Origin of the sequence: Pseudomonas schmalbachii, from assembly GCF_017589465.1 — a bacterium.
GTDB lineage: Bacteria > Pseudomonadota > Gammaproteobacteria > Pseudomonadales > Pseudomonadaceae > Pseudomonas > Pseudomonas schmalbachii.
Map to the genome: position 1 here is coordinate 152205 of NZ_JAELYA010000003.1, position 25353 is coordinate 177557.

At 63.3% G+C, this 25353-nt stretch carries 17 protein-coding genes; 9 read left to right on the plus strand and 8 right to left on the minus strand.

Translation table 11 applies throughout. The features are described 5' to 3' along the window. Nucleotides 1–39: 39 nt before the first annotated feature. From JFY56_RS09610 to JFY56_RS09625, 4 genes are all read left to right on the plus strand, one after another. Entirely contained in the window at nucleotides 40–1005 is a 966-nt protein-coding gene (locus JFY56_RS09610; RefSeq protein WP_208313432.1) for a heme utilization protein, read from the plus strand. Between the two features lie 65 nt (nucleotides 1006–1070). Beyond that, on the plus strand, nucleotides 1071–1751 hold the full coding sequence (locus JFY56_RS09615; protein ID WP_208313433.1) for a C39 family peptidase: 681 nt from the start codon (nucleotides 1071–1073) through the stop codon (nucleotides 1749–1751). A gap of 30 nt (nucleotides 1752–1781) precedes the next feature. Continuing rightward, nucleotides 1782–2519 (plus strand): hypothetical protein, encoded by a 738-nt coding sequence (locus tag JFY56_RS09620; RefSeq protein ID WP_208313434.1) that lies wholly within the window; start codon nucleotides 1782–1784, stop codon nucleotides 2517–2519. Between the two features lie 57 nt (nucleotides 2520–2576). Beyond that, nucleotides 2577–3827, plus strand: coding sequence for a hypothetical protein (locus JFY56_RS09625; protein WP_208313435.1), 1251 nt, complete (start codon nucleotides 2577–2579; stop codon nucleotides 3825–3827). 243 nt (nucleotides 3828–4070) lie between these two features. On the opposite strand, the gene JFY56_RS09630 is transcribed toward JFY56_RS09625, so the two are convergent. Continuing rightward, nucleotides 4071–5405, minus strand: a complete 1335-nt coding sequence (locus JFY56_RS09630) for a sigma-54 dependent transcriptional regulator (RefSeq protein WP_208313436.1) — start codon at nucleotides 5403–5405, stop codon at nucleotides 4071–4073. Nucleotides 5406–5765: 360 nt separating this feature from the next. Here JFY56_RS09630 and JFY56_RS09635 point away from each other — a divergent pair, with 360 nt between their 5' ends. Further along, nucleotides 5766–6860 carry a GNAT family N-acetyltransferase/peptidase C39 family protein gene (locus tag JFY56_RS09635; protein WP_208313437.1) on the plus strand — a complete coding sequence of 365 codons (1095 nt, stop codon included), beginning with the start codon at nucleotides 5766–5768 and terminating at the stop codon, nucleotides 6858–6860. A gap of 152 nt (nucleotides 6861–7012) precedes the next feature. Here the strand turns inward: JFY56_RS09635 and JFY56_RS09640 are convergent, their stop codons facing one another. Further along, nucleotides 7013–7654 (minus strand): GNAT family N-acetyltransferase, encoded by a 642-nt coding sequence (locus tag JFY56_RS09640; protein ID WP_208313438.1) that lies wholly within the window; start codon nucleotides 7652–7654, stop codon nucleotides 7013–7015. Nucleotides 7655–7814: 160 nt separating this feature from the next. On the opposite strand from JFY56_RS09640, the gene xthA reads away from it, so the two are divergent. Next, nucleotides 7815–8627, plus strand: a complete 813-nt coding sequence (gene xthA, locus JFY56_RS09645; RefSeq protein WP_208313439.1) for an exodeoxyribonuclease III — start codon at nucleotides 7815–7817, stop codon at nucleotides 8625–8627. Nucleotides 8628–8696: 69 nt separating this feature from the next. Here xthA and JFY56_RS09650 read toward each other — a convergent pair whose 3' ends face one another. From JFY56_RS09650 to JFY56_RS09670, 5 genes are all read right to left on the minus strand, one after another. Then, entirely contained in the window at nucleotides 8697–9587 is an 891-nt protein-coding gene (locus JFY56_RS09650; RefSeq protein WP_208313440.1) for a hypothetical protein, read from the minus strand. A 191-nt stretch (nucleotides 9588–9778) separates the two neighbouring features. Further along, nucleotides 9779–10582 carry an OmpA family protein gene (locus tag JFY56_RS09655; protein ID WP_208313441.1) on the minus strand — a complete coding sequence of 268 codons (804 nt, stop codon included), beginning with the start codon at nucleotides 10580–10582 and terminating at the stop codon, nucleotides 9779–9781. A gap of 64 nt (nucleotides 10583–10646) precedes the next feature. Then, nucleotides 10647–15035, minus strand: coding sequence for a YadA-like family protein (locus JFY56_RS09660; protein WP_208313442.1), 4389 nt, complete (start codon nucleotides 15033–15035; stop codon nucleotides 10647–10649). A gap of 645 nt (nucleotides 15036–15680) precedes the next feature. Then, on the minus strand, nucleotides 15681–16064 hold the full coding sequence (locus JFY56_RS09665; RefSeq protein WP_208313443.1) for a hypothetical protein: 384 nt from the start codon (nucleotides 16062–16064) through the stop codon (nucleotides 15681–15683). Nucleotides 16065–16139: 75 nt separating this feature from the next. Beyond that, entirely contained in the window at nucleotides 16140–18941 is a 2802-nt protein-coding gene (locus tag JFY56_RS09670) for a YadA-like family protein (RefSeq protein WP_208313444.1), read from the minus strand. Between the two features lie 564 nt (nucleotides 18942–19505). Between JFY56_RS09670 and JFY56_RS09675 the strand changes: the two genes are divergently transcribed. Next, the gene (locus tag JFY56_RS09675; protein WP_208313445.1) at nucleotides 19506–20579 is read left to right on the plus strand and encodes a TerC family protein; all 1074 of its coding nucleotides are present in this window, start codon (nucleotides 19506–19508) and stop codon (nucleotides 20577–20579) included. Nucleotides 20580–20863: 284 nt separating this feature from the next. Here JFY56_RS09675 and JFY56_RS09680 read toward each other — a convergent pair whose 3' ends face one another. Continuing rightward, the gene (locus JFY56_RS09680) at nucleotides 20864–22072 is read right to left on the minus strand and encodes an acyl-CoA dehydrogenase (RefSeq protein ID WP_208313446.1); all 1209 of its coding nucleotides are present in this window, start codon (nucleotides 22070–22072) and stop codon (nucleotides 20864–20866) included. Nucleotides 22073–22244: 172 nt separating this feature from the next. Between JFY56_RS09680 and JFY56_RS09685 the strand changes: the two genes are divergently transcribed. Next, complete coding sequence (locus tag JFY56_RS09685) at nucleotides 22245–23177, plus strand: LysR family transcriptional regulator (protein ID WP_208313447.1); 933 nt, start codon at nucleotides 22245–22247, stop codon at nucleotides 23175–23177. 142 nt (nucleotides 23178–23319) lie between these two features. Then, a complete protein-coding gene (locus JFY56_RS09690) occupies nucleotides 23320–25218 on the plus strand; it encodes a di-heme-cytochrome C peroxidase (protein ID WP_208313448.1) in 1899 nt (632 codons plus the stop codon). The last annotated feature ends 135 nt before the right edge of the window (nucleotides 25219–25353 follow it).

Below are 25353 nucleotides of genomic sequence, written 5' to 3' on the forward strand. Positions count from 1 at the left end.
CAGGAACACTAAACACGCTAGCAAGCAAGGAGACACACCATGAAACCATCAATGGCTATCAAGCCTCTGGTTTTCGCCGTAGCAGCGGTCATGGCTGTAGCTATACAGGCGGATGAACGGCGGGGAAATGACCACCACCACAACAATGGCCATCATCAACAACAACCGAAGGACCCGCACAAGGATCCAAGGTTCTTCGCCACTGCGTCCGCCACGCTGAATGACCAGCAGGACAACTACGACAACTTCGTGCTCAACCAGGGCACCGAAAACACCGCAGATGTCAGCGACTCGCTCAACGACGCCGAAGGCAACGCAGGGTTGAACGTGGCTGCCGGCGACATGAACCAGCAGGACAACGAAGCCGCGATCGCCAGCTCCGATGCAGAATGGATCTTTGGCGGATCCTATGCGTCCACCGATGCCAATCAGAGCCAGCACGACAACATCGCAGTCAATATCTCCACCACCAACAGTGCCACCCTGGACGGTTCGGCCAACGATTCGTCGGGTAACGTGGGCGTCAACGTTGCCGCCGGCGACTTCAACCAACAGAAAAACATGATGGCAGCCGCTTCCTCCGGCGGTCGTTATGCCATCGCCAGCGGCCCGGTCAATCAGGAGTCGACCGGCAACGTCGTCAGCAACCTCGGTGTGGCAACCTTCGAGAAGGAAACCCTGCGCGCCCGCTTCGAGGCGGAAGGCACCTACAAGGGTTGGGGTTCGGGCGTAGTCATCGACGACAAAGAACGCGGCCATCGCGGCAAGGACAAAGTCGACAAGGACCCGCTGTACTTCAAGGAAGCTGGCACCTTCGAGCTGAGCGGCACCGCTACCTATCAGGTACTGGTTCCGACCGGCTTCACCAACGTCGTGACCAACGATGCAACAGTCAGCGGTTCGCTGAACAACGCATCGGGTAACGTCGGCGCCAACGTTGCAGCCGGTGTCGGCAACCAGCAAGCGAACTCGCTGTCGATCGCTGCCTGCCAATCCTGCCTGTAACTCGAACTGGAGGCTCCGGAAACGGAGCCTCCTACTTTCCAGGAGCCGACACGGGCCTCACGACCATGCGTACGCTCGCCCTTCTGCTGCTCGCCGCACTGCCCGTCGCGGTCCAGGCCACGCAGCTTCCCTTCGCCGTCCTGCCGGGCGGGGCCATGGCCTTCAAGAAGGTGGAAAGCATCCGCGAACGGCGCTTCGCCAACCTGGTGGAACAGAAAACCGATTTCAGCTGCGGCGCCGCCTCGCTGGCGACCATCCTGCGCCAGGGCTACCAACTGGATGTCGACGAGGAATTCGTCATCAAGGGCATGCTCATGGAAGCCGATCCGGACATGGTGCGGGTCAAGGGTTTCTCCATGCTCGACATGAAGCGCTACGTCGAAAGCATCGGCATGCGTGCCCGCGGCTACCGGGTCAACGCCAGTTCGCTGCGCAAGGTCAGCATCCCGGTGATCGTGCTGATGGACGTGCGCGGCTACAAGCATTTCGTCGTGCTGCAACGGACGCAGAACGGCTACGTCTACATCGGCGACCCGGTGCTGGGACACAAGCGTTACCGCGAGGAGGATTTCCTCAAGGGCTGGAACGGCATCATCTTCGCCATCATCGGGCCTGGCTACGACAAGGCCAACGCCCTGCTCTCCCCCCCCGATCCACTGACGGCCAGGGACCGCCGGAGCGCCTTCTACCCGGTGAAGGACGCCGAACTCATGGAGTTCGGGTTCATCCAGAGCGATTTCTTCTAGGCCGGAGGGACACAATCCAGGGAGTCGAACATGAAGACCATCTCACTGCTGACCGCCCTCTGCCTGGCTGTCGGCGTTCCGGCCCAGGCGGAGAGCCTGTTCAAGCCGATCGAACTGAAGGACCAGGAACTGGCGCAATTGCGCGGCCGCTATGTGCTGCCGGGGCGGATAGTCAGCTTCGGCGTCATCATGAGTAGCACCTGGAAGAACTCCGCCGGAGAAAGCATCGGCGCCAAAGTGCAGATGCAGATGCAGCACACCACCATCAAGCCGCAGTTCTACGTGACTACCTACGACGCGGCCGGCGACGGTCCGACCCCGACTGCCGGCACTGGCAGCGTCAGTGGCGGCGCCGGGCTGAACCAGACCAGCGGCGTGACCCAGAGCGTGCGCTCAGCCGGCGACTACAATACCGCCTACAATAACGTCAGCATCGACATCAGCCGCAACGGCACGGCGCCCGCATCGAGCGATCCGGGCCAGCCGCTGGGCGATTCGGTCAGCCGTTCGAACAGCGCCGGCACCATCACCGTGAGCCCGTCCGGTGGCGGCGTACAGCTTGCCATCCAGGCCAACGGCCAGGGCAGCAGCGTACAGAAACTCGCGGCCGGGGGGCTGTTCCAGGCGACCAACCTGATCGGCGCCGGCAACCAGGTCAGCAACCTGACCCAGCTCGGCGTCGTGCTGCGCGACAACGCACCGGCCAGCGGGGCGGCCATGGACCAGAACATCGCGCAGCTACGAGGATTGCGCGCCATGGGTATGTGAGCCCGGGATAAGTCCCGGGCGACTGCGAATATAACAATGGGAATGGGACGTCTCGCCATGCATCGATCGCTTCCCCTACGCCTGGCCATCTGTGTGGCCGCACTCCTCCCTCCGTCCTTCGTCGCCGCGGCGACGCCGGACGAGGTGGAGGCCCTCAAGCGCGAGTTGCTCGAACTGAAGCAACGCTACGAAACCCAGCAGAAGGCGCTGATGGTCCTCGAACAGCGCGTGCGCCAGGTCGAGGACCAGCCGTCCGGCCCGCCGCAACCCAAGCGCCTGGTCACTTCGACCGGCAAACCCACGCCTCCCGGCACTTCCAGCTCCTACGGCCAGTCCCTGCAGGAGGACGCCGAGCCGCCGAAGAGCGTGGAGAACATCTACGACGAGGCCAGCGGTTTCTTCGGCGCCGGCCGGTTCAGTTTCGAAACCGGGCTCACCTATAGCCACTACGACTCGAGGCAGCTGATCCTCAACGGCTTCCTGGCGCTGGATACGATCTTTCTCGGCAATATCGGCGTCGACAACATCAATGCCGACACCTGGACCCTGGACCTGACCGGTCGCTACAACGCGAACAACTGGCAGTTCGATATCAACGTACCGGTGGTCTACCGCGAGAGCACCTACGAATCCGCCGGCGCCGGCAACTCCACGTCGCAGTCGTCCGACGAGACAGTTACCCGCGACCCGGAAATCGGAGACGTCAACGTCGGCGTCGCCTGGCGGTTCCTCAACGAAACCGAGACACGCCCGGACGCCGTGCTCAGCCTGCGGGTCAAGGCGCCGACCGGCAAGGACCCGTACGGCATCAAGCTGGTCCCCGTGGCCGGCAACGACAATCTCAACGTTCCCGAGGAGTTGCCCACCGGCAATGGCGTGTGGTCGATCACGCCCGGCATCTCGCTGGTCAAGACCGTCGACCCGGCCGTCCTGTTCGGCAGCCTGTCGTACACCTACAACCTGGAGGAATCGTTCAGCGACATCAGCGCGCAGCAGGGCACCAAGCTCGGCGGCAAGGTCGATCTCGGCGACTGGTTCCAGATCGGCGCCGGCGTGGCTTTCGCCCTCAACGAGCGGATGAGCATGTCGTTCTCCTTCTCCGACCTCATCGCCCGCAAGAGCAAGATAAAACCCGACGGCCAGGACTGGCAGAGCATCACCGGCAGCGACTACAACGCCGGCTACTTCAACTGGGGCCTGACCTACGCGCTGAGCCCGAAACTCACCGTGGTGCCCAACCTCTCCATCGGCCTCACCCCGGACGCCCCGGACTTCAGCTTCAGCATCAAATTCCCCTACTACTTCTGAGCCGCGCATGGCCGCACCTCTCCCCCGGCGGGAGAAGTGCGGCCAGCAAAGCAGGATGGGTTGAGCGAAGCGACACCCATGCAGAGGCGACGGTTATCCCTTCGTTCAGACTACGTGTCCCGCCCCATCCGGCGACGGCGCAATGCTACGTCGCTAAAGCCGGATGATGCGGGCACGGAAGAGGCACCCGGAGAGCGGGAAATCCGTCATACCGCGGCCAACACGCGGCATGTGAAGAGAAGCTCAGCGCAGATGATGCTTGTGCAGCAGACGATACAGCGTTGGCCGGGAGATACCGAGCATGCGTGCCGCGACGCTCAGGTTGTCGCCGTACAAGGCCAGCGCATCGCACATGGCCTGGCGTTCGGCGCCAAGCTTGTAGTCCTCCAGGGGAACGAGAGTCGGCTGCGCCGGCTTGTCCTTGGCGCGCTCCAGTCCCAGGTCGCTCGCCTCGATCTCCCGGCCCTCCGCCAGCACCAGTCCGCGGCGCACACGGTTGGCCAGTTCGCGCACGTTGCCCGGCCAATCGTGTTCGGCCATCGCCGCCAGAGCATCCTGGCTGAAGCGGCGTGCCCGCCGGCCGATCTCGACGCTGTAGAAATGGGCGAAATGGTTCGCCAGCACCGGCAGGTCGCCGACGCGTTCGCGCAGCGGCGCAGTCGAAACCTGCAGGACATTCAGTCGGTAGTAGAGATCTTCGCGGAAACGCCCCGAGGAAATGGCGGACTCGAGGTCGACATGGGTCGCGGCAAGCACCCGCACGTCCACGGGAATCGGTTCGCTGCCGCCGACCCGCTCGATCTGTTTCTCCTGGAGGATGCGCAGCAGGTTGGCCTGCAGTTCCAGCGGCAGGTCGCCGATCTCGTCGAGGAACAGCATGCCGCCGTTGGCCTGTTCGAAGCGGCCGATCTTGCGCTGGTGCGCCCCGGTGAAGGAGCCCTTCTCATGGCCGAACAGTTCGGACTGGATGAGATGCTCGGGAATCGCTCCGCAGTTGATCGCCACGAACGGCTTGCCGGCACGGCGCGACAGCCGGTGCAGCGTACGCGCCACCAGCTCCTTTCCGGTGCCGCTTTCACCACGGATCAGTATCGGCGACTCGGTGGGTGCGAGTTTCGCCAGCAAACCGCGCAATTCCCGCACCGCGCGGCTTTCGCCAAGCAGCTCGTCCTGCTGCGCGTCGCGATAGAGGCTGCGGCGATCACGCAGACGAGCCATGCCGTAGGCACGACCGAGGGTGACCTGCACCCGCGCGACATCGAAAGGCAAGGTATGGAAATCGAAGAACCACTCACAGACGAAATCACCGACATCCTGAGTGTTGAGCACATCCTGGCTGAGCACCGCGATCCATTCGGCGCCGCTGCGGCTGATCAGCTCCCTGACCCGATCGGGACGCTCCAGGTGCCCGTGATGCAGGCGCAGCATGCCGACATCGCAACTTCGATCGGACGCAGAGTCCAGAGCACAGCTATCGACTTCCCAACCTGCTATGCGTAGTCCTGGCAGCAGCTTCCGGCAGTCGTCACAGGGATCGACTACCAGCAGGCGGCGAAAATTCGCAACATTGTCGAGCATGGCTCATTCCTTGACGCTCCTTATTAAAAATAACTATAAAAACAGCTGCTTGGCGCGCCTGCAGTTAACGGTAGCAATTTTTTGACACCGGACAGTACCGTCCATCGAATAATGTGCTTGCTGAACCGTTTAAGCTTGATTCAGATCAAGGGTTTGCAGCCGATAAAAAATGGCATCCCGCCACCATTCCCTGGTGACTATAGGTAATGCAGCCAGCTTGCCCCTACTCCGATCAGGGACAATACTCGTCCGACATTGCGTTCGATCCTCGGCCACGCTCGGGCAGTTGCTGTCGTGGCCCCACTGGCTCACTCCAGTGCATGTGAAGGCAGCGCCTTTCGCACCCATCAACGGACCGCCATGAACCTTCAATTGCGTGCCGCCAGTCTCGACGACCTCGACGCCCTGGTCGAACTGGAGAACCGTTGTTTCGAGCACGACCGCCTCGCCCGGCGGAACTTCCAATGGCTGCTCAGCCACGGGAAGTCCGCGCTGATCGTCGCCGAAGCCGATGCAGTTCTGCTGGGTTATGTGCTGGTCCTGTTTCATCAGGGCACTTCGCTGGCACGGCTCTACTCGATCGCCCTGGAGGAACGCGCGCGCGGCATCGGCCTTGGCCAGAAGCTGCTGGAGGCCGCCGAAACCGAAGCCCTCGCTCACGATTGCGCCTATATGCGCCTGGAAGTGAGTCCGGACAGCCGCGGCGCAATCGCCCTGTACGAACGCAACGGCTATCGACCGTTCGCCAAGGTGGCCGACTATTACGAGGACCACGGCGAAGCGCTGCGCTTCGAGAAGCGCATCCGCCAGGTCAGCGAACGCCTGCCGCGGCATGTGCCGTTCTATCGGCAAACCACCGAGTTCACCTGCGGCCCCGCCTGCCTGCTGATGGCCATGGGCGCGCTGGAGCCGCAACGCGCGCTGGAACGCCGCGAGGAACTACGCCTGTGGCGCGAAGCCACCACCATCTATATGACGGCCGGCCATGGCGGCTGCAGCCCGCAAGGGTTGGCGCTGGCCGCCTGGCGCAGGGGCTTTCGCGTGCGCCTGCAGCTCTCCGAGGACGGACCGCTGTTCCTCGATGGCGTACGCAGTGCGGAAAAGCGCGACGTGATGCGCCTGGTCCACGAGGATTTCAGCGCCGCGCTGGCCGAAAGCAGTGTCGAGCAACTGCTGGTCGACCGGCTCGATATCGCCGGCACGTTGCGCGTCGGCGGCCAGCCGCTGGTATTGATCAGCAGCTACCGGCTGACCCGCACCAAGATTCCACACTGGGTAGTGATCACCGATTGCGACGAGGACTTCGTCTATCTGCATGACCCGGATGTCGATCACAGCAAATATCGCGAGCCGCTGGACTGCCAGCACATTCCCGTGAGTCATGCCGAGTTCGAACAGATGAGCTGCTTCGGCCGCAGCAAGGCTCGCGCGGCCGTGGTGCTTTATTCCAGCTAGGTCCGCAGGGGCCGACTACGGATCGCGGGCATGGCCCGCTCCTACGGGCTGCAATGCCCACCGTTGGCGCTGAGCAAGCGAAGCCCAACATCGCCAGCGTTGGGCTTCACTGCGTTCAGCACCAACCTACGCGGGTTCTGGCCTACCGGTTTCTAGCCAGCCAGCCGGTTTTCCGGCTTTGGATTGGGGTGGAAAAGCACGTGCTCGCGGATCGGCCCGAGGGCTATCTCGCCCAGTTCCTCGTAGCCGTGCCGCTGGTAGAAGTCGAGGTAGCGGGTATTCCCCGTATCCAGCACCAGCCCCTTCGAACCGCCGTCTTCCTCGCACCAGGCATGCAGGGCGTTCAGCAACTGTTCCCCCAGATGCTTGCCCTGAAACTCCGGATGCACCCCCAGCAACGGCAACAGGTGATAAGGGCCGGGCGGCAGGCAGCCGAGTACCGCCGCGTGGTAGTCGAGGTAGCGGCGTGTGCAGCGGAAACCGGTGGTCAGCAGCATGCGCATGCGCCAGGCCCAGCTTTCAGTGATGTCCAGCCGACGCTGCGGTGGCGCAACCAGGGCAACGCCGACCAGACGGTCGTCGATGGTCAGGCCGATTGCCGGCAGGTCCTCGGCGAAATGCTGGTTGACGAGTTCGCGTACCGTGGCGCGGACCCGCTGGTCGAAGCCGGGGCGGTCCGCTTCGAACAGGTAGGCGAAGGTCGGTTCGTGGCGATAGGCGTGGTACAGCAGCGAACGGATTTCCCGGATGTAGGAACTGTCCAGCATGCGAACTTCGGCGATGGTCTCAGGCATGGGCACGTCTCTTGTTGTGGTTATGTGACCAGCCTCGAACACTAGCAGCGACCGCGGCTGCCATCCATCGTTGCGTACCGGTGGAGTCGATGAGGCGTCCTGCGGGTCGCCATGAAAGCCGGGCATGGGCTAGCATCAAGCTTTTCGAAGGATGCCTTGCATGAAAATCGTTTCTTTCAATATCAATGGCTTGCGTGCCAGACCGCATCAACTCCAGGCGATCATCGAGCGCCATCAGCCGGATGTGATCGGCCTGCAGGAAACCAAGGTCGCCGACGACCAGTTCCCCCGCGAAGACGTCGAGGCGCTGGGTTACCACGTCCATTACCACGGCCAGAAAGGCCATTACGGCGTCGCCCTGCTCTCCCGCGAGAAGCCCATCGAGCTGCAGCGCGGCTTCCCCGGCGACGGCGAGGACTCGCAGCGGCGCTTCATCTGGGGCACCTTCCTCGATGCCGCGGGCCAGCCGATCACCGTGATGAACGGCTATTTCCCGCAGGGCGAGAACCGCGACCATCCGGTGAAATTCCCGGCCAAGCAGCGTTTCTACGCCGATCTGCAGACGCTGCTGGAAAGCAGTTTCCAGCCTTCCCAACCGCTGGTGGTGATGGGCGATATCAATATTTCGCCCGAGGACTGCGATATCGGCATCGGCGAGGAGAACCGCAAGCGCTGGCTGAAGACCGGCAAGTGCAGCTTCCTGCCGGAGGAGCGCGAATGGCTGGAACGCCTGAAGAGCTGGGGCCTGGTGGACAGCTTCCGCCTGCTCAATCCCGAGGTGAACGACCGTTTCAGCTGGTTCGACTATCGCAGCCGCGGCTTCGAGGATGAGCCCAAGCGCGGCCTGCGCATCGACGTGATCCTCGCCTCGGAAGGTGTCCGCCCGCGGATCGTCGATGCCGGCGTGGACTATGACATCCGTGGGATGGAGAAACCCTCCGACCACGCGCCAATCTGGCTGAAACTGGCCTGAGCCTTCCGCCAGAGCAAAAACGCCCGACCATCCGGCCGGGCGTTTCTCATTCAGCCATCAAGGCCGGGGTCATTTCCCGGCAGGAGCCAGCAGTTCGTTGACCGTGTCAGGGAAGTACGCCACCTGCAGCGGGTAATCCATCCCGAGCAATTTGCCCTGGCCGTACCAGACGACGTTGTTCTGGCGCAGTGTCAGACCTTCGCCGCCGAAATCGAATACGGCTCCGTGGGAGTTGCTGAAGGTGAAGTGCTCGGCGCTCATGCGCTCCAATTTGTAGCTGGCATCTTTGGGCAATTGCAGCTTCACACGCTCCAGATAAGCCGGAGCCAGTTTGGAGAAGAGCTGCCGAGCCTCTTCCCGATATTCGCGGGCCGTCAATCCCGGGCGACGCTGCAGCTCCGCGGCGATCAGCGCGAAGACATCCGCATTGGCACGCGCCTCGGCGAGCTTGATCGGCAGGGATGCATTCAACCGCGCGCTATCGAGCTGCAGTGCAGGCTTGTCGGCTGCTTTCTTGTCCGCCTTGTCCGTTGCGGGGGCTTCAACGGTTTGCGCGAACTCACCGATATCGACCGTCGACAGAACCGCGGTCGCCAGGTACGCAGCGCAAGCGGTGGTTTGCGCCGACTTGTCGCCACTCACCAGCAGCGACAACGGATGCCCCTGCCTGGGCAGCTTGGCGGCATCGACATTCTGCCGGTCGAGGAACGTGTTCACCTGCTCCTGCGTGAGCTCGCCTCGTGCCAATCCGCATACCTGCGTCATGACCTGCGGGTTGCGCTGGCCCTTGAACTTCGGCGACAGCGAGAACACCGCATCCTCGATGATCGGCAAGGCCGGAATGCTCAGCCAGTTGCGCTGGACGGTGGCGGCATCGCTGGCCGGCGCGTGTCCCTGGTTGCAGCCAGCCAGAACGGTCATACCAAGCAACACGGAAACAAAGAGAGATTTCGTATTCATGTGGGATCTCCGCGAAGCGGTAGGAACCGCCGCTCGTGACTCATGCCTGCAGGCTCGATCAAGGCTGCTGCGAGTCATGAAGTAGCATGGAGTGGATCGACGCGCCGGTCCGGTTTCCCTCGAATGGTCGAGTTGCCGAACCGGAAGTATTGGCATGAAGGCGGCGCGGTGCTCGCGCCGCCTTCGTTGTCTCAATGAGAAAGGATGGTCACGGTCGTCCGGCGATTGGGCGCGAGACAATCGACCAACTCGGCTTTTTGCAGCCCCGGGCAAGCGACCACTGGGTCAGCGGCCCCACGGCCATCGACCGAGATGATCGACGCCGGAACGCCCGACTGGATCAGATAGGAGCGCACCGCGTTGGCTCGGTTGAGCGAAAGCCGGATGTTTTGCTCGGGCCGGCCGATGCGGTCGGTGTAACCGACAATGTCGATTCCCGTGACATCCTGCAATTCCAGATGAGCCGCAAACTCACTGAGCTTCGCCTTGCCCTCGGGCTGCAGCACTGCGCTACCGAACGCAAAGGTGGCATCGGTCGCCAGTGTCAGGTTTTCGACCCTGGCGGGAGCGGCTGCATGCTGTGCCTTTTCCGGCGCGGGAGCCATGCAATCGGCAGGTTCGAAGTAGAACGAACGGGCCAGCATCTGGTCGTCGAACAGCACCTTGTACTGGCAAACCTTGTCCGGCTGCCCAGCGGGCTCGCGGAATTTCAGGATGTAGTCCCACTCACGCACACCGAACAATCCTTCCGAGAAGTGCGGTGCGCCGATCAGGTCGATCAATTGTCGCTTCGACACGCCAGAAGCGATCTTCTGCAGATTTTCCAGGTTCACATAAGTCCCTTCGGGACGACTGGCCTGCTCCACGGCCGGGAATACCGGCTCATTGGTTTCGCCCTGGCTATCGACCTTGCTCACGGTGGTGCCGCACGCTGCCAGCACGATGAAAGAACAGGCCAGCAAACCCATTCCGATGGATTGATTCAGTTTCAACATGATTGCCTCGAATATTCCGGCGGGATGAAAGGCCCGGCTTGCGCCGGGCCCCGTCAGGAACGGATTACCACTGATAGCCAACGCCTACGGAAACGCCGAGCTCGCCCTGGGTGTCAGTGCTGCCTTGCAGCTTGGTCACCCATTTGCCGTTATCGGAGATCCGCGATACGCCAACCGCCACCGCGGACTGGCCGCGATAGTTACCCACGCCGGCGGAGGCCATGCTCGCGCCCGGAACGTACGGTTGCGGCAGGCTGGCCTGGGCCAGGGCACCGGCGATGCCGGCGCTGAGAACGTCGTCCTGCTTGTGCAGATCGTTCTTCAACTCGGCATAGCGCTGGTCGGTGTAGTGGTTGGCATTGTTGATCACGTCACCCACGCTCTTGTTGAGTTGAGCGAGGTTGACCGCATCGGTGTCGCTGGTGCCAGCCGCCACATGGGTGATCTGCCGCTCGTTGCCGGCGCTGCCGACCGACACGCTGTTATCGCGATCAGCCACCGAGTTGGCGCCAATGGCCGCGGAGTCCTTCGCCGAAGCAGTCGCACCATTGCCCATGGCCACCGAGTTTTCACCCGTGGCCCTGGCCTTGGTACCGATGGCCACGCTGTTGTTGCCGGTCGCCTCGGCGCCGGAGCCACCCGCTACCGAGTCCACGCCGGATGCCTTGGGCTTGACCACCGGGTTCGTCTGGTTGACCTGGAACATGCCATCGGCGCCGTTGCGGATATTGGTGACATCCCCTTCGACCTGGGTGATGCGGTTGTCAACGTCACCTACACGGTTGTCGATATTGGCCACGCTGCCACTCACTTCCTTGAGCTGGGCGACGTTCACCGCATCAGTGTCCTCCGTACCGGCCTTGACGTTGGTGATCTGACGCTCATGGCCTTCGCTCCCGACCGACACGCTGCCGGCGCGATCAGCCACGGAGTCGGCGCCCAGAGCGACGGAGTCGTCCGCCGTTGCCTTGGAGCCGCTGCCGATTGCAGAGCTCTTCGCACCCATTGCTTCGGCGCCATTGCCCATAGCCACCGAACTTGCGCCCTCCGCCTTCGCCCCGGTGCCATAGGCCGAAGCCCCGGTTCCGGAAGCGGTGGCGTCGGCGCCCACCGCAGTCGACTTGTCGCCAGTGGCCTGGGCCTGATCGCCCATGGCTACCGAGTTGTTGCCACTGGCAACCGCTGCCGGGCCGGCCGCCACGGAATCCGTTCCACTGGCGGTCGAATCCTGCTTGCTCGAGTTGGCGTGGAAGTACTTGATGCCTGCACCGTTGTTGATGTTGGTGATGCTGTCCTCGATGTTGGTGATCCGGCCGTCGATGACGCTGACCTGGTTCCCCAGGGCGAACAACTGTGCACCGTTGACCGCATCGGTACTGTTTTCGCTCACCTCGCCTTTCGCGACATTGGTGATCTTCTGCGGACCCACACCGCCATGGCTGGCATTGAAGGCCTGGAGGTTGTTATCCCACAGCAACGCATCGTTGCTGAGCGCGTCGACCTGGTTGCCGATAGTGGTGACGCTGCCCTCCACATTGGTAATGCGGTTGTCGAACGTGTTGACCCGGTTGTCCAGCGTGGTCACCCGGCCATCGATGTTGGTTACCTGCGTGCCGAGGTTGGTTACGCTCCCTTCGACGTTCGTTATGCGGCCGTCGAATGTATTGACCCGGTTGTCGACATTGGTCACCGCGTCGTTGGTCGCCTTCAACTGGCTGCCGTTGACCGCGTCGGTGCTGGTGTCGCTCAACTCGCCGGCGGCGACGTTGGTGATCTTCTGCGGACCGACACCGCCATGGTTGGCGCTGAACGCACCGGCAGTGGCATCCCACAGCAGGGCGTCGTTGCCGAGGGCAGTGACCTGGTCACCGATGTTGGTGATGCTGCCTTCGACATTGGTCACTCGACCGTCGATATTGGCGAGTGCATCGCCCACGTTGTTGTAGGTGTCGCCGCCATTGTTGAGGACATAGGTGGGCGCGGTGATCGAGCCATCGCTGTTGATCGTGGTTCCACCGCCCAGCGCGTCGGTCACGCCCTTGAGTTGCGAGACGTTCACCGCATCCGTACCAGCGACGCCGGCTGCCATGTTGACGATGCGGCGCTGCTGGCTGTCGGTGCCTACCGACACAGTATGGGCCTGGTCGGCCACCGAGCCGTAGCCGAGGGCGACCGAGTCGACCGCCGACGCCACGCTGGTATTGCCCAGCGCGAGGCTGGCCTCGGCGCGCGATTCGGCACCGCTGCCCAACGCCGTCGAGTCGTAACCGCTGGCCACGGCCCAGCTGCCGAATGCGGAGGCATAGTCATCAGTCGCGCTGGCGGCGGTGCCGATGGTGGTAGCGAGATAGCTATTGGCCTTGGCGTAATTGCCAAACACAACGGCGCCCACCTCGCTGGCCTCGGACTTGTAACCCAGTGCGATGGATTGTTCCGCCGTCGCTTTCGCCTCGCCGCCAATCGCTATCGCCTGCGACGCGGTAGCTGACGAGTCCGCGGAAGTCGAATTGACGTGCACGTACTTGGTGCCGCCGCTATTGATGTTGTTCACCGTGTTGGTGAGGTTGGTGACGCTCTGGTTGGTCGCATGCAATTGCGTTCCATTGACCGCATCAGTGCTGGTTGTGCTCAGCTCGCCGGCGGCTACGTTGGTGATCTTCTGCGGACCGACACCGCCGTGGCTGGCGCTGAAAGCACCAGCGGCGGCATTCCACAGCAGCGCATCCTGGCTCAGGCTGCCCACCTGGTCACCGATGGTGGTGATGCTGCCTTCGACGTTGGTCACGCGACCATCGATGTGGCCCAGGGCGTCGTCGACCTTACTGAAGGCCGTGCCGATATCGCTCGCGGCGCCGGTGGTGCCGTTCAGGATATTGGCATTCCCGAGTGCATAGCTTGGTGCGCTGATCGCCCCGGTAGTAGCGCTATAGCTGGCACCTCCACCCAGTGCGGCAGCAGTCTTGACTCCCTGTTGGTTGACCTTGGCATCTTCCGACTTGAGCTGGCTGACATTGACCGCATCCGTATCGGCCGATCCGGCTGCCAGGTTGGTCAGACGGCGCTCCGCCCCCGAGTGTCCGATCGAAACTTCACCATTGGCGGTCGAGGCCGTGCCTTTCAACGTGGCGCTGCCCGGGTTGTATGCCGGCTGGGTGAGATCCGCTGTCGTCGTGCTCGCGTTGCCCAAGGCGACGCTGTTGCCAGCGCTGGCATTGGTAGCGCGGCCCAATGCCAGTGCGTACTGGCCTGTTGCCGTGGCGCCAGAGCCGATAGCTACACCGCGATCGCCACTGGCCACGGTATCGACACCGAGCGCAACGGACCTTTCACCCTGGGCCTGGGCATTGTTGCCGAACGCGGCAGCGGCGTAGGCGGTAGCTTGTGCACTTACCCCAATGGCGGTGGCATTCTGACTTGCATTCGCCTTGTTGCCGACCGCGACGCCATTGGTTTCAGTGGCGTTCGACAAGTACCCGATCGCCACCGACTTGTCGCCCGTGGCATTCGCCTGGTAGCCAGCAGCGGTCGCATTGCTGGACGCGGCCGCCATATTGCCGAGCGCAGTACTATTATTCCCGGTTGCATTGGCGCTTCCACCAATCGCCGTCGAGTTCGCCACAGCCGAGGCACCGTTACCGACGGCCAGGCCCTTGGCTCCGCTCGTGCTCGCGCCGCCACCGATGGCCAATGATGAGTCGCCCATGGCATTGGCCAGGCGACCGATGGCGACGGTGTCGCCATTGCCCGCGGCCTTGGCGGTATCACCGATGGCGATGTCGCCACTGTGATTCACGGAAGCCGACGATCCGATGCTGATCGCATTGTTGCCATAGACATAGGAACCATTGCCTAGCGCGATGGAGCCATCCCCCCTTGCACTGGGCGTGCCGCCGTTGTTGTCTATGAGAGCGCCCTTCCCGATAACGATACCGGCTCCGGCGTTGTCGAGCAGTGCCCCTTCGCCGATGACGATACTGCTGGAGCCCTTGGTAACCGCCCCGGTGCCAATGGCGATCGCATTGGTGTGGCCACCCGTCACGGATGCATTGGTGCCGATGGCCAGACTATCGGCGGAATTGTTTCCGACATTGGCGCCATTACCAATCGCGACAGCCCTGTCCGCATTGCTGCCAACACTCGCGAGGGGACCGAAACTTACGGCGCCGACGCTGTTGGCCGGCAATACCAGCTTGCCGGAAGCCGCGTCGTAGGTCGCGCCTCCACCCAAGGCTGCAGCGATGCTCTCTCCCAGCGCATCGACCTCCGCGCTTGCCGCCTGGGCCTGCCCTGCAGCACCAAGCGCAACGGCAAGGAATGCTGCACCGCCATTGCCGATGACGCGCATCAGCGACCGTCGTACACCTTGTCCTTTGCCCCGGGGGGAGGCGTATTCGCAGCCTACAACCCAGCTTTTCAAGGTGGCATTCCATACCAGACGATAAATTTTGTTCATGACTTCTCCATTCAGGGCTGGAATGGCCCTGTCGAATTGGGTGTATTGAGTGGGATTGGCCGGTCTTGGCGGGTCAGCGGGTGCTTGGCGCTAGTTCCGGGCGTTGCCGGTTGGACGAAGGCCGCGCCTGGCAACAAGGCGCCGCGCTTCGCTCTCACGGCGGAACTGCGCATGGCCGCCCGAGAGGAGGAACACCGCGTCTATTGCATGACGACCCGGTGAACCAGTGGCTGGCACTAGCGCCCGATCAGGCTGGGAGAAGCTCGGAAGGGTGGGTAGTTCCTGGACTTGCACCACGGCCTGGATGGCTGTGGCCAGCAATTCCATTTCGGATTCGCGCCCCGTTCCTTGGGTACTGGGATGGGCGGATGTGACGACGTTCATAGAACTACAACTAGTGAGTTTGTGTAGTCCTATTCTCAAAACTGCGAGAAAAACGATAAATCAGGCTGCGCCTGATAGCTTTGTAGGGCTTTTCCTAAGAGAGCACTTTCGGTGCCTTCATCACCGTATTTCATGAGCACCAGGATCGCCCGCGTCCACAACCAACACCAAATCGTCAGATAAAGACCACAAGGTCACAAAATGACAGATCAGTGACCCATGGCCATCCACCGCTCATGAAGGAAAGGGCTGAAGGTCGACTCAGTGCGCGCCCTGCATTGGCTGAATCAACTCGCTCACGGCATCGGGGAAGTACTTGCCGCGCAGGAAATGGTCCTGCCCCAGGAGCTGGCCTTCGCCATAGCAGAAAATGCCGCCCTGCCGTAGCGTCAGGCCGTCGGCGGTGAACTCGAAGCGAGTCCCACTGCCGCTGCGGAACGCAACCCCATCGCCGTCGAGCCTGGTCAGTTCGTACTTTGTACCGGCCACTGGCAGTTGTTCACGGATACGCTGCAGATAGATCGGCGCCAGGCACACGAACGGTTCCTGCGCTTGCTGGCGATACTGCTGAATGGTCAATCCGGGACGGCGTTGCAGCTCTTCGGCGATCAGGGCGAAAACATCGGCAGATGAGGGAGCGGTCACACCGCCCCGCCATGCAACTGGCCGCCGGGTTGCAGAAAGGCCCGGGGCTACGCCGGGCCCAGGCTCAATCGAGAGTTACCACTGATAACCGACACCGACCGAAACCCCGGAGTCGCCTTCGGTGGTGGTGCTGCCTTGCAGTTTGGTGACCCATTTGCCGTCGTCCGATACGTGCGACACACCTACTGCCACCGCCGACTGGCCACGGTAGTGACCGAGCCCCGCTGTAGTCATGCTCGCGCCCGGCACGTACGCCTGCGGCAGAGCGGCCTGGGCCATCGCACCGGCGATACCGGCACTGAGGGTTTCGTCCTGTTCGTTCAGATCATGCTTCAGGTCGTTGTAGCGCATGTCGGTATAGGCGTTGGCGCTGCGGGTGGTGTCCGCCATGCCCCGCTGCAACTGACCGAGGTTCACCGCATCGGTGGCGCTGGTGCCGGCGGCCACATGAGTGATCTGCCGCTCCGCTCCCGCGCTGCCGACCGCCACGCTGTTGGCCCGGTCGGTCGCCGAGTTGGCGCCCAGCGCCACGCTGTTGGCGTGCGCGGCCTTGGCATTGGTACCGACTGCAACCGAGTTCTCGGCAGAGGCTGCGGCACGGGTACCGATGGCCGCGCTGTTGTGGCCGGAGGCAGTCGCGCCGGCCCCGCTGGCGACAGCATCATTGCCGCTCGCCACAGGCTTGGCGTGCCCGCTGGTGTTGTTCACCTGATGCATGCCGTCGGTGCCGTTGCGCAGATTGTTGATGTGCGTCGCCTGGGTGTTTACATCGCCCTGGACCTGGTCGATCCGGGTGTTGGCACCACCGGTCGCGGCGTTCAACTGGTCGACGTTGACCGCATCGGTACCGCTCTGGCCTTCGGCGACATTGGTGATCCGCCGTTCGTTGCCCGCGCTGCCGACCGAGACGGTATTGTCCTCATCGGCAATCGAGCCCGCGCCCAATGCAACCGAATTGCTGCCGGTTGCCTGGGCGCCATTGCCAAAGGCGGAAGCGCCTGCCGCACTCGCCACCGAACCGGCACCGACAGCCGCAGCCCCAGCGGCCGATGCCTGGGCGTGATCGCCCATGGCTACCGAATCGGCGCCACTGGCCACGGCATCGCCGCCAGCCGCCACAGCACCGGAACCAGAAGCAACGGCATCTGCGGTTGGAACAGGCGGATTGGCCTTGAAGTACCGGGTGCCGCCGGTATTTATGTTATCGATGGCGACATTGGTAGCCTTCAACTGGCTCATGTTCACTGCATCATTGTCATCGACACCATTGGCGACGTTGGTGATCCGGCGTTTCAGATTGGCATTGCCCACGGACACGGTGTCCTGCGCATCCGCGATGGAACCGTACCCCAGCGCGATGCTGTTCTCTGCACTCGCCACGGCCTTGTTACCAAACGCAGTGCTGTTTTTCCCGCTCGCGATGGAACGGCTGCCTATAGCCAAGCTGGCGTCTGCCGATGCTGCGGCCTTGTAGCCGACAGCGAGTGCGAATTCACCGCTGGCATTGGATAAGGAGCCCAGCGCCGTGGACTTGCTTCCAGTCGCATATGCAACGCTGCCGATGGCAGTGCTCTCGGCTCCGCTTGCCGTAGAGTAGAGACCGATGGCGGTCGCCGAATCGCTGGTTGCCCTGGCGACTGCGCCAACCGCCGAACTGCCCATCCCGGAAGCCGTAGAACCATGCCCTACGGCAGTCGAGAACATCTTCTCTGCCGTCGAGAGCTGACCTACTGCTACCGCGCCCCAGTCCGATGCCTGCGCGCCATAGCCGGCAGCAATGGCGCCCTCACCCGACGAGACCGCGTCGGGACCGATCGCCACGGAGTCAGTGCCGGTAGCCGACGCACCAGGCAGGGTCGAATTGACCTGGAAGTATTTACTGCCTTTCTCGTACAGAGCGGTCAGAGCATCGCTCACATTGGTATAGAGGCTGCCCAGTGTGATGCCGGTCCAGTCACCATTGCCGTCGATGGCGCCGCCCAGCGAACCTTCAAGCTGCGAAACATTGACCGCATCAGAGTTTTCGGTACCGGCCGCCACGCTGGTGATCTGGCGCTGGAGAACATCGCTGCCCACCGAGACGGTGTTGTCGCGTGCGCTGATCGAACCAGCACCAAGGGCGACCGACCCCACACCGGATGCCTCCGAGTCAGCGCCGAAGGCCAGGGCATTTTCGGCCGAGCTGGATGCGGAGTGGCCGATGGCAAGGCTGCCTTCCCCTTCGGCATGAGACCCGGTACCCAGTGCAATTGCATGGTCACCGGATACCTCCGAGTACACCCCGAGAGCGATGCCATTGGCGCCAGTGACCTGCGAGCTGTCGCCAAGGGCGATTGCGTTTTCACCCTCAGCCGTTGCCGCATAGCCAAGGGCGATTGCATCTTCGGCCGTTGCCGAGGATTGATTGCCGATGGCGATGCTCCGTTGAGCAGATGAAGTGGCGGTTCCAATCGCAATACTGTCGGTGCTCAAGGCAGATGCCTTGAAGCCGATGGCCACGGAATCCAGTCCCTCAGCCACGGATTCATTTCCCACAACGGTGGAGTCACGGCCGGTTGCCGAGGCCTTGTAGCCGATCGCAGTCGAACCGCCATCGACAGTATTCCCTACGGCTTCATTGCCTATGGTGGTAGCAGTGTTGACATCGTTCGTCGAAACGACCCCGGAGCCCTTGTCTTCGATCTCCAGCGCCTCGACGGGAACCCCGACTACGGCCAGTATCATTGCCGCTCCCATACCAACGGCACGGACAGCGCCGTTGCAGACTGCGCGAATGGCACGACGCCCTCCACTCCTGCCATGGCTCCGGGCGAACTCGCAACCAACCACCCAGGCCTTGCGGCTGGCATTCCAGATAAGACGATATGCCTTGTTCATGAGTGTTCTCCGTCGGGCCCGGGCCCAGGTAATGCTCAGGATTCGTCGCTGCGCCTGGGCGGACCGCTCATGGAGTCAGGCCGGGCAAGTGCGGCAGATTGGGATGGAAGACGGGAACGACGGAGCTGCTGCTGGCTCGCGGGCGAATCGCGAGGCGGTGCCAGTAAAGTCAGGAGGGGTTACGCAGGGTGCGTCACGCTTGCCGTCTCTGGGTTCCAATGGCGGCAATCGTAGGAATCGGGCGCAGGAAAAGAACTCAGCCTAGTCTGAGCACTCTGTAGGATTACTCTGTACATCAGGTATTTCCTACACTCCCGAGTGGAGAACCCCTACAGAGAATCAGGTCCACGAATGTGCTCTGCAGAAAGACCGAAAACTGCACGCCTGAGCGCTTCCCGGGGCAACACGACAGGAGCGGCGCCGTAGGATTCAGTTACGCCCCGCCGCTTGCCCCTCCGCCCCGCTCTGCTATTTTTTCGGGTGTGACGCCGGGCCCCTCTGACGGTCTGCTGGACCGCCATGTCGGAGTCACTCTCCGACAACCATTGGAAGGAAGGGGCCCAGATGACCGCTCTCCATATATTTCTCACCACACCATTCCTTGGCACCGCCACCTGGTTCTGGCTGGCGTTCCTGGCCATCATCATCTTCCTGCTGGTGCTCGATCTCGGCGTGCTGCAGCGCGACCACCACGAGATCGGCGTGCGCGAAAGCCTGCTGCTGTACAGCGGCTACTTCTCCTGCGGTCTGGCCTTCGGTGGCTGGGTCTGGTACGAGTTCGGCGCCACTCACGCGCTGGAGTACTTCACCGGTTTCCTCGTCGAGCAGTCGCTGTCGATGGACAACGTGTTCGTCATGGCGATGATCTTCGGCTTCTTCGGCATCCCCCGCCGCTACCAGCACCAGGTGCTGTTCTGGGGCATCCTCGGCGCGATCGTCCTGCGCGGAGTGATGATCGGACTGGGCGCGGCGCTGGTGAAGGAGTTCGAATGGGTGATGTACCTGTTCGGCGCCTTCCTGCTGTTCAGCGGCGTGAAGATGCTCTTCGTCAAGCACGATTCCGAGCCGGACCTCGAACACAATCCGGTACTGCGCTTCCTGCGCCGGCACATGCGGGTGACGCCGACGCTGCACCAGCACCATTTCTTCGTGCACCAGCCGGACGCCAGCGGCAAGACGCTGCGCTATGCCACGCCGCTGTTCCTCGCGCTGGTACTGGTGGAGCTGGCCGACCTGGTGTTCGCGGTGGACAGCGTGCCGGCGATCTTCGCCATCACCACCGACCCGTTCATCGTCTACACCTCGAACATCTTCGCCATCCTCGGCCTGCGCGCCCTGTACTTCTCGCTGGCGGCGATGATCCACCGCTTCGTCTACCTGAAGTACGCGCTGGCACTGGTGCTGGTGTTCATCGGCACGAAGATCTTCCTGCACGGGTTCATCGGCAAGATTCCCGCGGTGGTGTCGCTGGGCGTGACCTTTGGCCTGCTGGTCGGTGGGATTCTGTTGTCGCTGCTGAAGACCCGCCGCACCGGGGAGGAGCCGCTGGAGATCGTCAGTCAGGAGAAGCGGGAGGTGCGGGTGGGCAACGTCGACGGGGGTGTCGATCCCAGGCAGAAGCAAGGGACCGACGTGTAGGAGCGCGCCATGCACGCGATGCGTGGTCGCGGACATGGCCCGCTATGGATACTCTGGCGTTGTGATCCCCTCACCCCAACCCTCTCCCGGAGGGAGAGGGGGCGCGACGGTGTGAATGGTATGCCGTGCCAGCCGGCAACTCCGGATAGTCCCCTCTCCCTGAGGGAGAGGGTTAGGGTGAGGGGGCCTCGCGACGATACAAAGACAGTTACTCGGGACCGTACGCAGTGAAGCCCAACAACGCTGTTGGGCTTCGCAAGCTCAGCCCAACCTACATGCGGCCGTTACTTCGCCATGTACTTGCCGAGCTCGAAGCGGCCGACCGCCATGCGGTGCACTTCGTCCGGGCCGTCGGCCAGGCGCAGGGTGCGCTGCATCGAGTACCAGTAGGCCAGCGGGAAGTCGTCGGAAACCCCGGCGCCGCCGTGCATCTGGATGGCGCGGTCGATCACCCGGGTGGCGACGTTGGGCGCGACGACCTTGATCTGGGCGATCTCGCTCTGCGCGACCTTGTTGCCCACGGTGTCCATCATGTAGGCCGCGTTCAGGGTCAGCAGGCGCGCCTGGTTGATCTCCATGCGCGAGTCGGCGATCACATCGATATTGCCGCCCAGGCGAGCCAGCGGCTTGCCGAAGGCGGTGCGGCTGACGGCGCGTTCGCACATCAGTTGCAGAGCACGCTCGGCCATGCCGATGGAGCGCATGCAGTGGTGGATACGGCCCGGGCCAAGGCGACCCTGGGCGATCTCGAAGCCGCGGCCTTCGCCGAGCAGGACGTTCTCGTAGGGAACCCGGACGTTCTCGAACAGCACTTCGGCGTGGCCGTGCGGGGCATCGTCATAGCCGAACACCGGCAGCGGACGGACGATCTTCACACCGGGCGCATCGGTCGGCACCAGGATCATCGAGTGCTGCTGGTGGCGCGGGCCGTCCGGGTTGGTCAGGCCCATGAAGATCATGATCTTGCAGCGCGGATCGCAGGCGCCGGAGGTCCACCACTTGCGGCCGTTGATGACCCATTCGTCGCCATCGCGCACGGCGTTGGCCTGCATGTTGGTGGCATCGGACGAAGCCACGCCCGGCTCGGTCATGGCGAACGCCGAGCGGATGTCGCCGCGCAGCAGCGGCTCCAGCCAGGTGCGCTTCTGTTCCTCGCTGCCGTAGCGGACCAGCACTTCCATGTTGCCGGTGTCCGGCGCGGAACAGTTGAACGGCTCGGAACCGATCAGCGAGCGGCCCATGATCTCGGCCAGCGGCGCGTACTCCATATTGGTCAGGCCGGCGCCGTACTCGGACTCGGGGAGGAACAGGTTCCACAGGCCCTCGGCCTTGGCCCTGGCCTTCAGCTCCTCGACGATCGCCGTCGGCTGCCAGCGGTCGCCTTCGGCCACCTGCTGCTCGAAGACCTTCTCGGCCGGATAGACGTAACTCTCCATGAACGCAGTGACGCGCTCACGCAGATCCTGAACCTTGGCGGAATATGCGAAATCCATGGGATGGCTACCTTCTGGCGGAATGTTTGAAAGCTTCGCTGCAAAGATGCTAGAACAGGCACCAAGATTTACCCAGCCTATTCGCAACATCCACTAAAATTCACGATTCATATATAGCGGCCGGCACCCTCCCATATGATCGGCCTACAACAAGTACAAGCGGAGCCCCGGCATGAACCTCAGCAAAGTCGACCTCAACCTGTTCATCGTGTTCGACGCGATCTACACCGAAGCCAACCTGACCCGTGCCGGGCAGATCGTCGGCATCACCCAGCCTGCCGTCTCCAACGCCCTCGCCCGTCTGCGCGAGACCTTCAACGACCCGCTGTTCGTGCGCACCGCCCAGGGCATGGTGCCGACGCCCATGGCGCAGAACATCATCGGTTCGGTGCGCAATGCCCTGCAGCTGCTGCGCGTGTCGGTGCAGGAGAGCCGCACCTTCACCCCCGCCCAGGCGAACAAGACCTATCGCATCAGCATGACCGACCTCACCGAGGCGATCGTCCTGCCGCTGCTGTTCCAGCGCCTGCGCCGGCAGGCGCCGAACGTGCACATCGAGAGCTTCCTCGCCAGACGCCGGGAGATGACCACCGAACTGGCCGCCGGCCGCCTCGACTTCGCCGTGGACGCACCGCTGAACACCGACCCGCAGGTGCGTCACGTCAAGCTGCTGGAAGACCGCTACGTCTGCGCCATGCGCCAGGGCCATCCGCTGGCGAAGGCGAAGATCAGCCTGGACGAATACATGTCGCTGCCCCACATCCACATCTCCACGCGCCGCAGCGGCCTCGGCTACACCGACCTGGCGCTGGGCAAGATGGGCCTGCAGCGCAAGGTCGCCCTGCGCTCGCAGCACTATCTGATGGCCTCGAACGTGGTGCAGCAGACCGACATGGTGGTGACCGTTCCCGAGCGCTTCGCCCGCCAGCACAACCTGTTCTTCACCGAGCTGCCGGTGAAGGACGTGCCGCCGCTGGAGACCCATCTCTACTGGCACGAAAGCACCGACCAGGACCCGGCCAACCGCTGGATGCGCGAGCAGATCATCGAGCTCTGCCAGCAGGTGGCGGCACGCGAGGCGCGGGAGCAGCAGGCGACGTCCTGACCGCGCCTGGCGCCGGTCCACAACGGCACCGTCCGGGCGCCTTCATCACGATCAGCTCATCGAGCGGATGACATCATCTTGCCAACCGCCCCTGTGGTTGGCATAACGGTCGATGGTTTCCGCCATGAACAAGGAAGTTTCGATGCGCATCATCGGACGTGTCCTGCTTGCCATCCTGCTGCTGGCTCTGGTGTCGGTCGGTGTCATCGCTTGGTACACCGCCCACCCCGACCTGCCGGACTACAGCCCACCGGAACAACTCCACCTGCTCCCGCAATGGGACGAGCAGGCCCGCCAGACCTACTACTACACGCCCCAGGGCACCCAGGTTAAGGGACTGCGCTACGAGTGGTTCACCGCCCTCGAACAGCCCTTCTCCGCCGAGAAGTTCGCCAGCCCGGCCAATCTCGCGCGCTTCGGTTTCCTGATCGATCCCGTGCAGCTCAAGCCGGTTGCGGAGCGCGCACCCGACCCGCGCAACCCCGGCAACCTGCCGGTCGGCTTCGCCCGCCATCAGGACGGCGAGAGCGGCGCCTGGTATCTCGACATCACCTGCTCGGCCTGCCACACCGGCGAGCTGCGCTACCGCAACCAGGCGCTGCGCATCGACGGCGGCGCGGCCATGCACTCCATCGCCTCCACCGTGCCCACCCTGCGCGGCGGCGCCTTCGGCCAGGCGCTCGGCGCCAGTCTCGCCGCCACCTACTACGTGCCGTGGAAGTTCGACCGCTTCGCCAGGGAGGTGCTCGGCAGCCGCTATCCGAAAGGCAAGTCCGCCCTGCGCCGCGACGTGCGCAACCTGCTCGGCAAGCTGATGGGCACCGCCTGGAACGACACCCATCGCGGCCTCTACCCGACCCTCGAAGGCCCCGGCCGCGCCGACGCCTTCGGGCGCATCGCCAACAGCGTGTTCGGCGACGGCATCGACCCGGCCAACTACCGCGTGGCCAACGCCCCGGTGAGCTACCCGCAGGTCTGGGACATCTGGAAATTCGACTGGGTGCAGTGGAACGGCTCGGCCATGCAACCCATGGCGCGCAACATCGGCGAGGCCCTCGGCGTGGGCGCCACCCTGCGCATGTTCGGCAGCGACGGCCAGCCGGTGCTGGGCGACGAGCGCTATGCCTCCAGCGTGCGCCTGCGCGACCTCTACACCCTCGAAGAAACCCTCAAGCAGCTCAAGCCGCCGACCTGGCCCGCCGAGCTGTTCGGCGAGATCGACCTGCAGCGCGCATCCCTCGGCCGCGCGCTGTTCCAGGCCAATTGCGTGTATTGCCACGGCCCGCATGTGAAGGCGCCGGGCACCGATGGCTATCTCGCCGAAGGGCGCGTACCGGAATGGCGGATGAAGCTGGTGCCGGTCAGCGAAGTCGGCACCGACCCGACCACCGCCGACAACATCGCCGCCCACCAGTACGACCTGCGCGCGCTGCAGTGGGATACCGCCGAGCTGAAGCGGATGAACGTGCAACTGGTCGGCAGCGATGCCGGGCAGATCGATCTGGGCAAGGTTTCCGCCGCCAAGGGCCTGGCCTATGTCACCTCCTTCGTCGAAGGCCGCGCCTACCGCGACGCCGGCATCGGCGAGGCGGAACAGCAGCGCATGAACGGCTACGGCCTGCCCATCGGCGTGCAGGAACTGCGCGCCTACAAGGCCCGTCCGCTGGACGGCATCTGGGCCACCCCGCCGTACCTGCACAACGGTTCGGTGCCCAACCTGTTCCAGCTGCTCTCGCCGGTGGCCGAGCGCGACAGCCAGTTCTACGTCGGCACCTTCGAGTACGACCCGAAATTCGCCGGCTACCGCACCGAACGCTTCCCCGGCGGCTTCCTCTACAAGACTTCCGTCACCGGCAACAGCAACCGTGGCCACGAGTTCCGCGACGGCTGCCGCAAGGACGGCGTGATCGGCCGCGCTCTCAGCCCCGAGGAACGCTGGGCGCTGGTGGAATACCTGAAGGTGCTCGGCAACCCGGACTACGAAAGCCGTCTGCAGGACGTGCCAACCCAGCCCTGGCGCCCCGGCCCGAAGTGCGAATGACCATGTACTGGACGCGTCATGCGCGCGATTCGCGGGCATGGCACCTACGGATGCGTCGGCGTTGCGATCCCCTCACCCCAACCCTCTCCCGAAGGGAGAGGGAGCAGATTGGCGTCGAGATGAATGCCGTGCCAA

Coding starts and splice junctions, on each gene's coding strand:
- xthA (WP_208313439.1), top strand. CDS start 7,815: ATGAAAATCGTTTCTTTCAATATCAATGGCTTGCGTGCCAGACCGCAT.
- JFY56_RS09630 (WP_208313436.1), bottom strand. CDS start 5,405: ATGCTCGACAATGTTGCGAATTTTCGCCGCCTGCTGGTAGTCGATCCC.
- JFY56_RS09655 (WP_208313441.1), bottom strand. CDS start 10,582: ATGTTGAAACTGAATCAATCCATCGGAATGGGTTTGCTGGCCTGTTCT.
- JFY56_RS09670 (WP_208313444.1), bottom strand. CDS start 18,941: ATGAACAAGGCATATCGTCTTATCTGGAATGCCAGCCGCAAGGCCTGG.
- JFY56_RS09635 (WP_208313437.1), top strand. CDS start 5,766: ATGAACCTTCAATTGCGTGCCGCCAGTCTCGACGACCTCGACGCCCTG.
- JFY56_RS09650 (WP_208313440.1), bottom strand. CDS start 9,587: ATGAATACGAAATCTCTCTTTGTTTCCGTGTTGCTTGGTATGACCGTT.
- JFY56_RS09640 (WP_208313438.1), bottom strand. CDS start 7,654: ATGCCTGAGACCATCGCCGAAGTTCGCATGCTGGACAGTTCCTACATC.
- JFY56_RS09685 (WP_208313447.1), top strand. CDS start 22,245: ATGAACCTCAGCAAAGTCGACCTCAACCTGTTCATCGTGTTCGACGCG.
- JFY56_RS09625 (WP_208313435.1), top strand. CDS start 2,577: ATGCATCGATCGCTTCCCCTACGCCTGGCCATCTGTGTGGCCGCACTC.
- JFY56_RS09675 (WP_208313445.1), top strand. CDS start 19,506: ATGACCGCTCTCCATATATTTCTCACCACACCATTCCTTGGCACCGCC.
- JFY56_RS09610 (WP_208313432.1), top strand. CDS start 40: ATGAAACCATCAATGGCTATCAAGCCTCTGGTTTTCGCCGTAGCAGCG.
- JFY56_RS09620 (WP_208313434.1), top strand. CDS start 1,782: ATGAAGACCATCTCACTGCTGACCGCCCTCTGCCTGGCTGTCGGCGTT.
- JFY56_RS09615 (WP_208313433.1), top strand. CDS start 1,071: ATGCGTACGCTCGCCCTTCTGCTGCTCGCCGCACTGCCCGTCGCGGTC.
- JFY56_RS09660 (WP_208313442.1), bottom strand. CDS start 15,035: ATGAACAAAATTTATCGTCTGGTATGGAATGCCACCTTGAAAAGCTGG.
- JFY56_RS09680 (WP_208313446.1), bottom strand. CDS start 22,072: ATGGATTTCGCATATTCCGCCAAGGTTCAGGATCTGCGTGAGCGCGTC.
- JFY56_RS09690 (WP_208313448.1), top strand. CDS start 23,320: ATGCGCATCATCGGACGTGTCCTGCTTGCCATCCTGCTGCTGGCTCTG.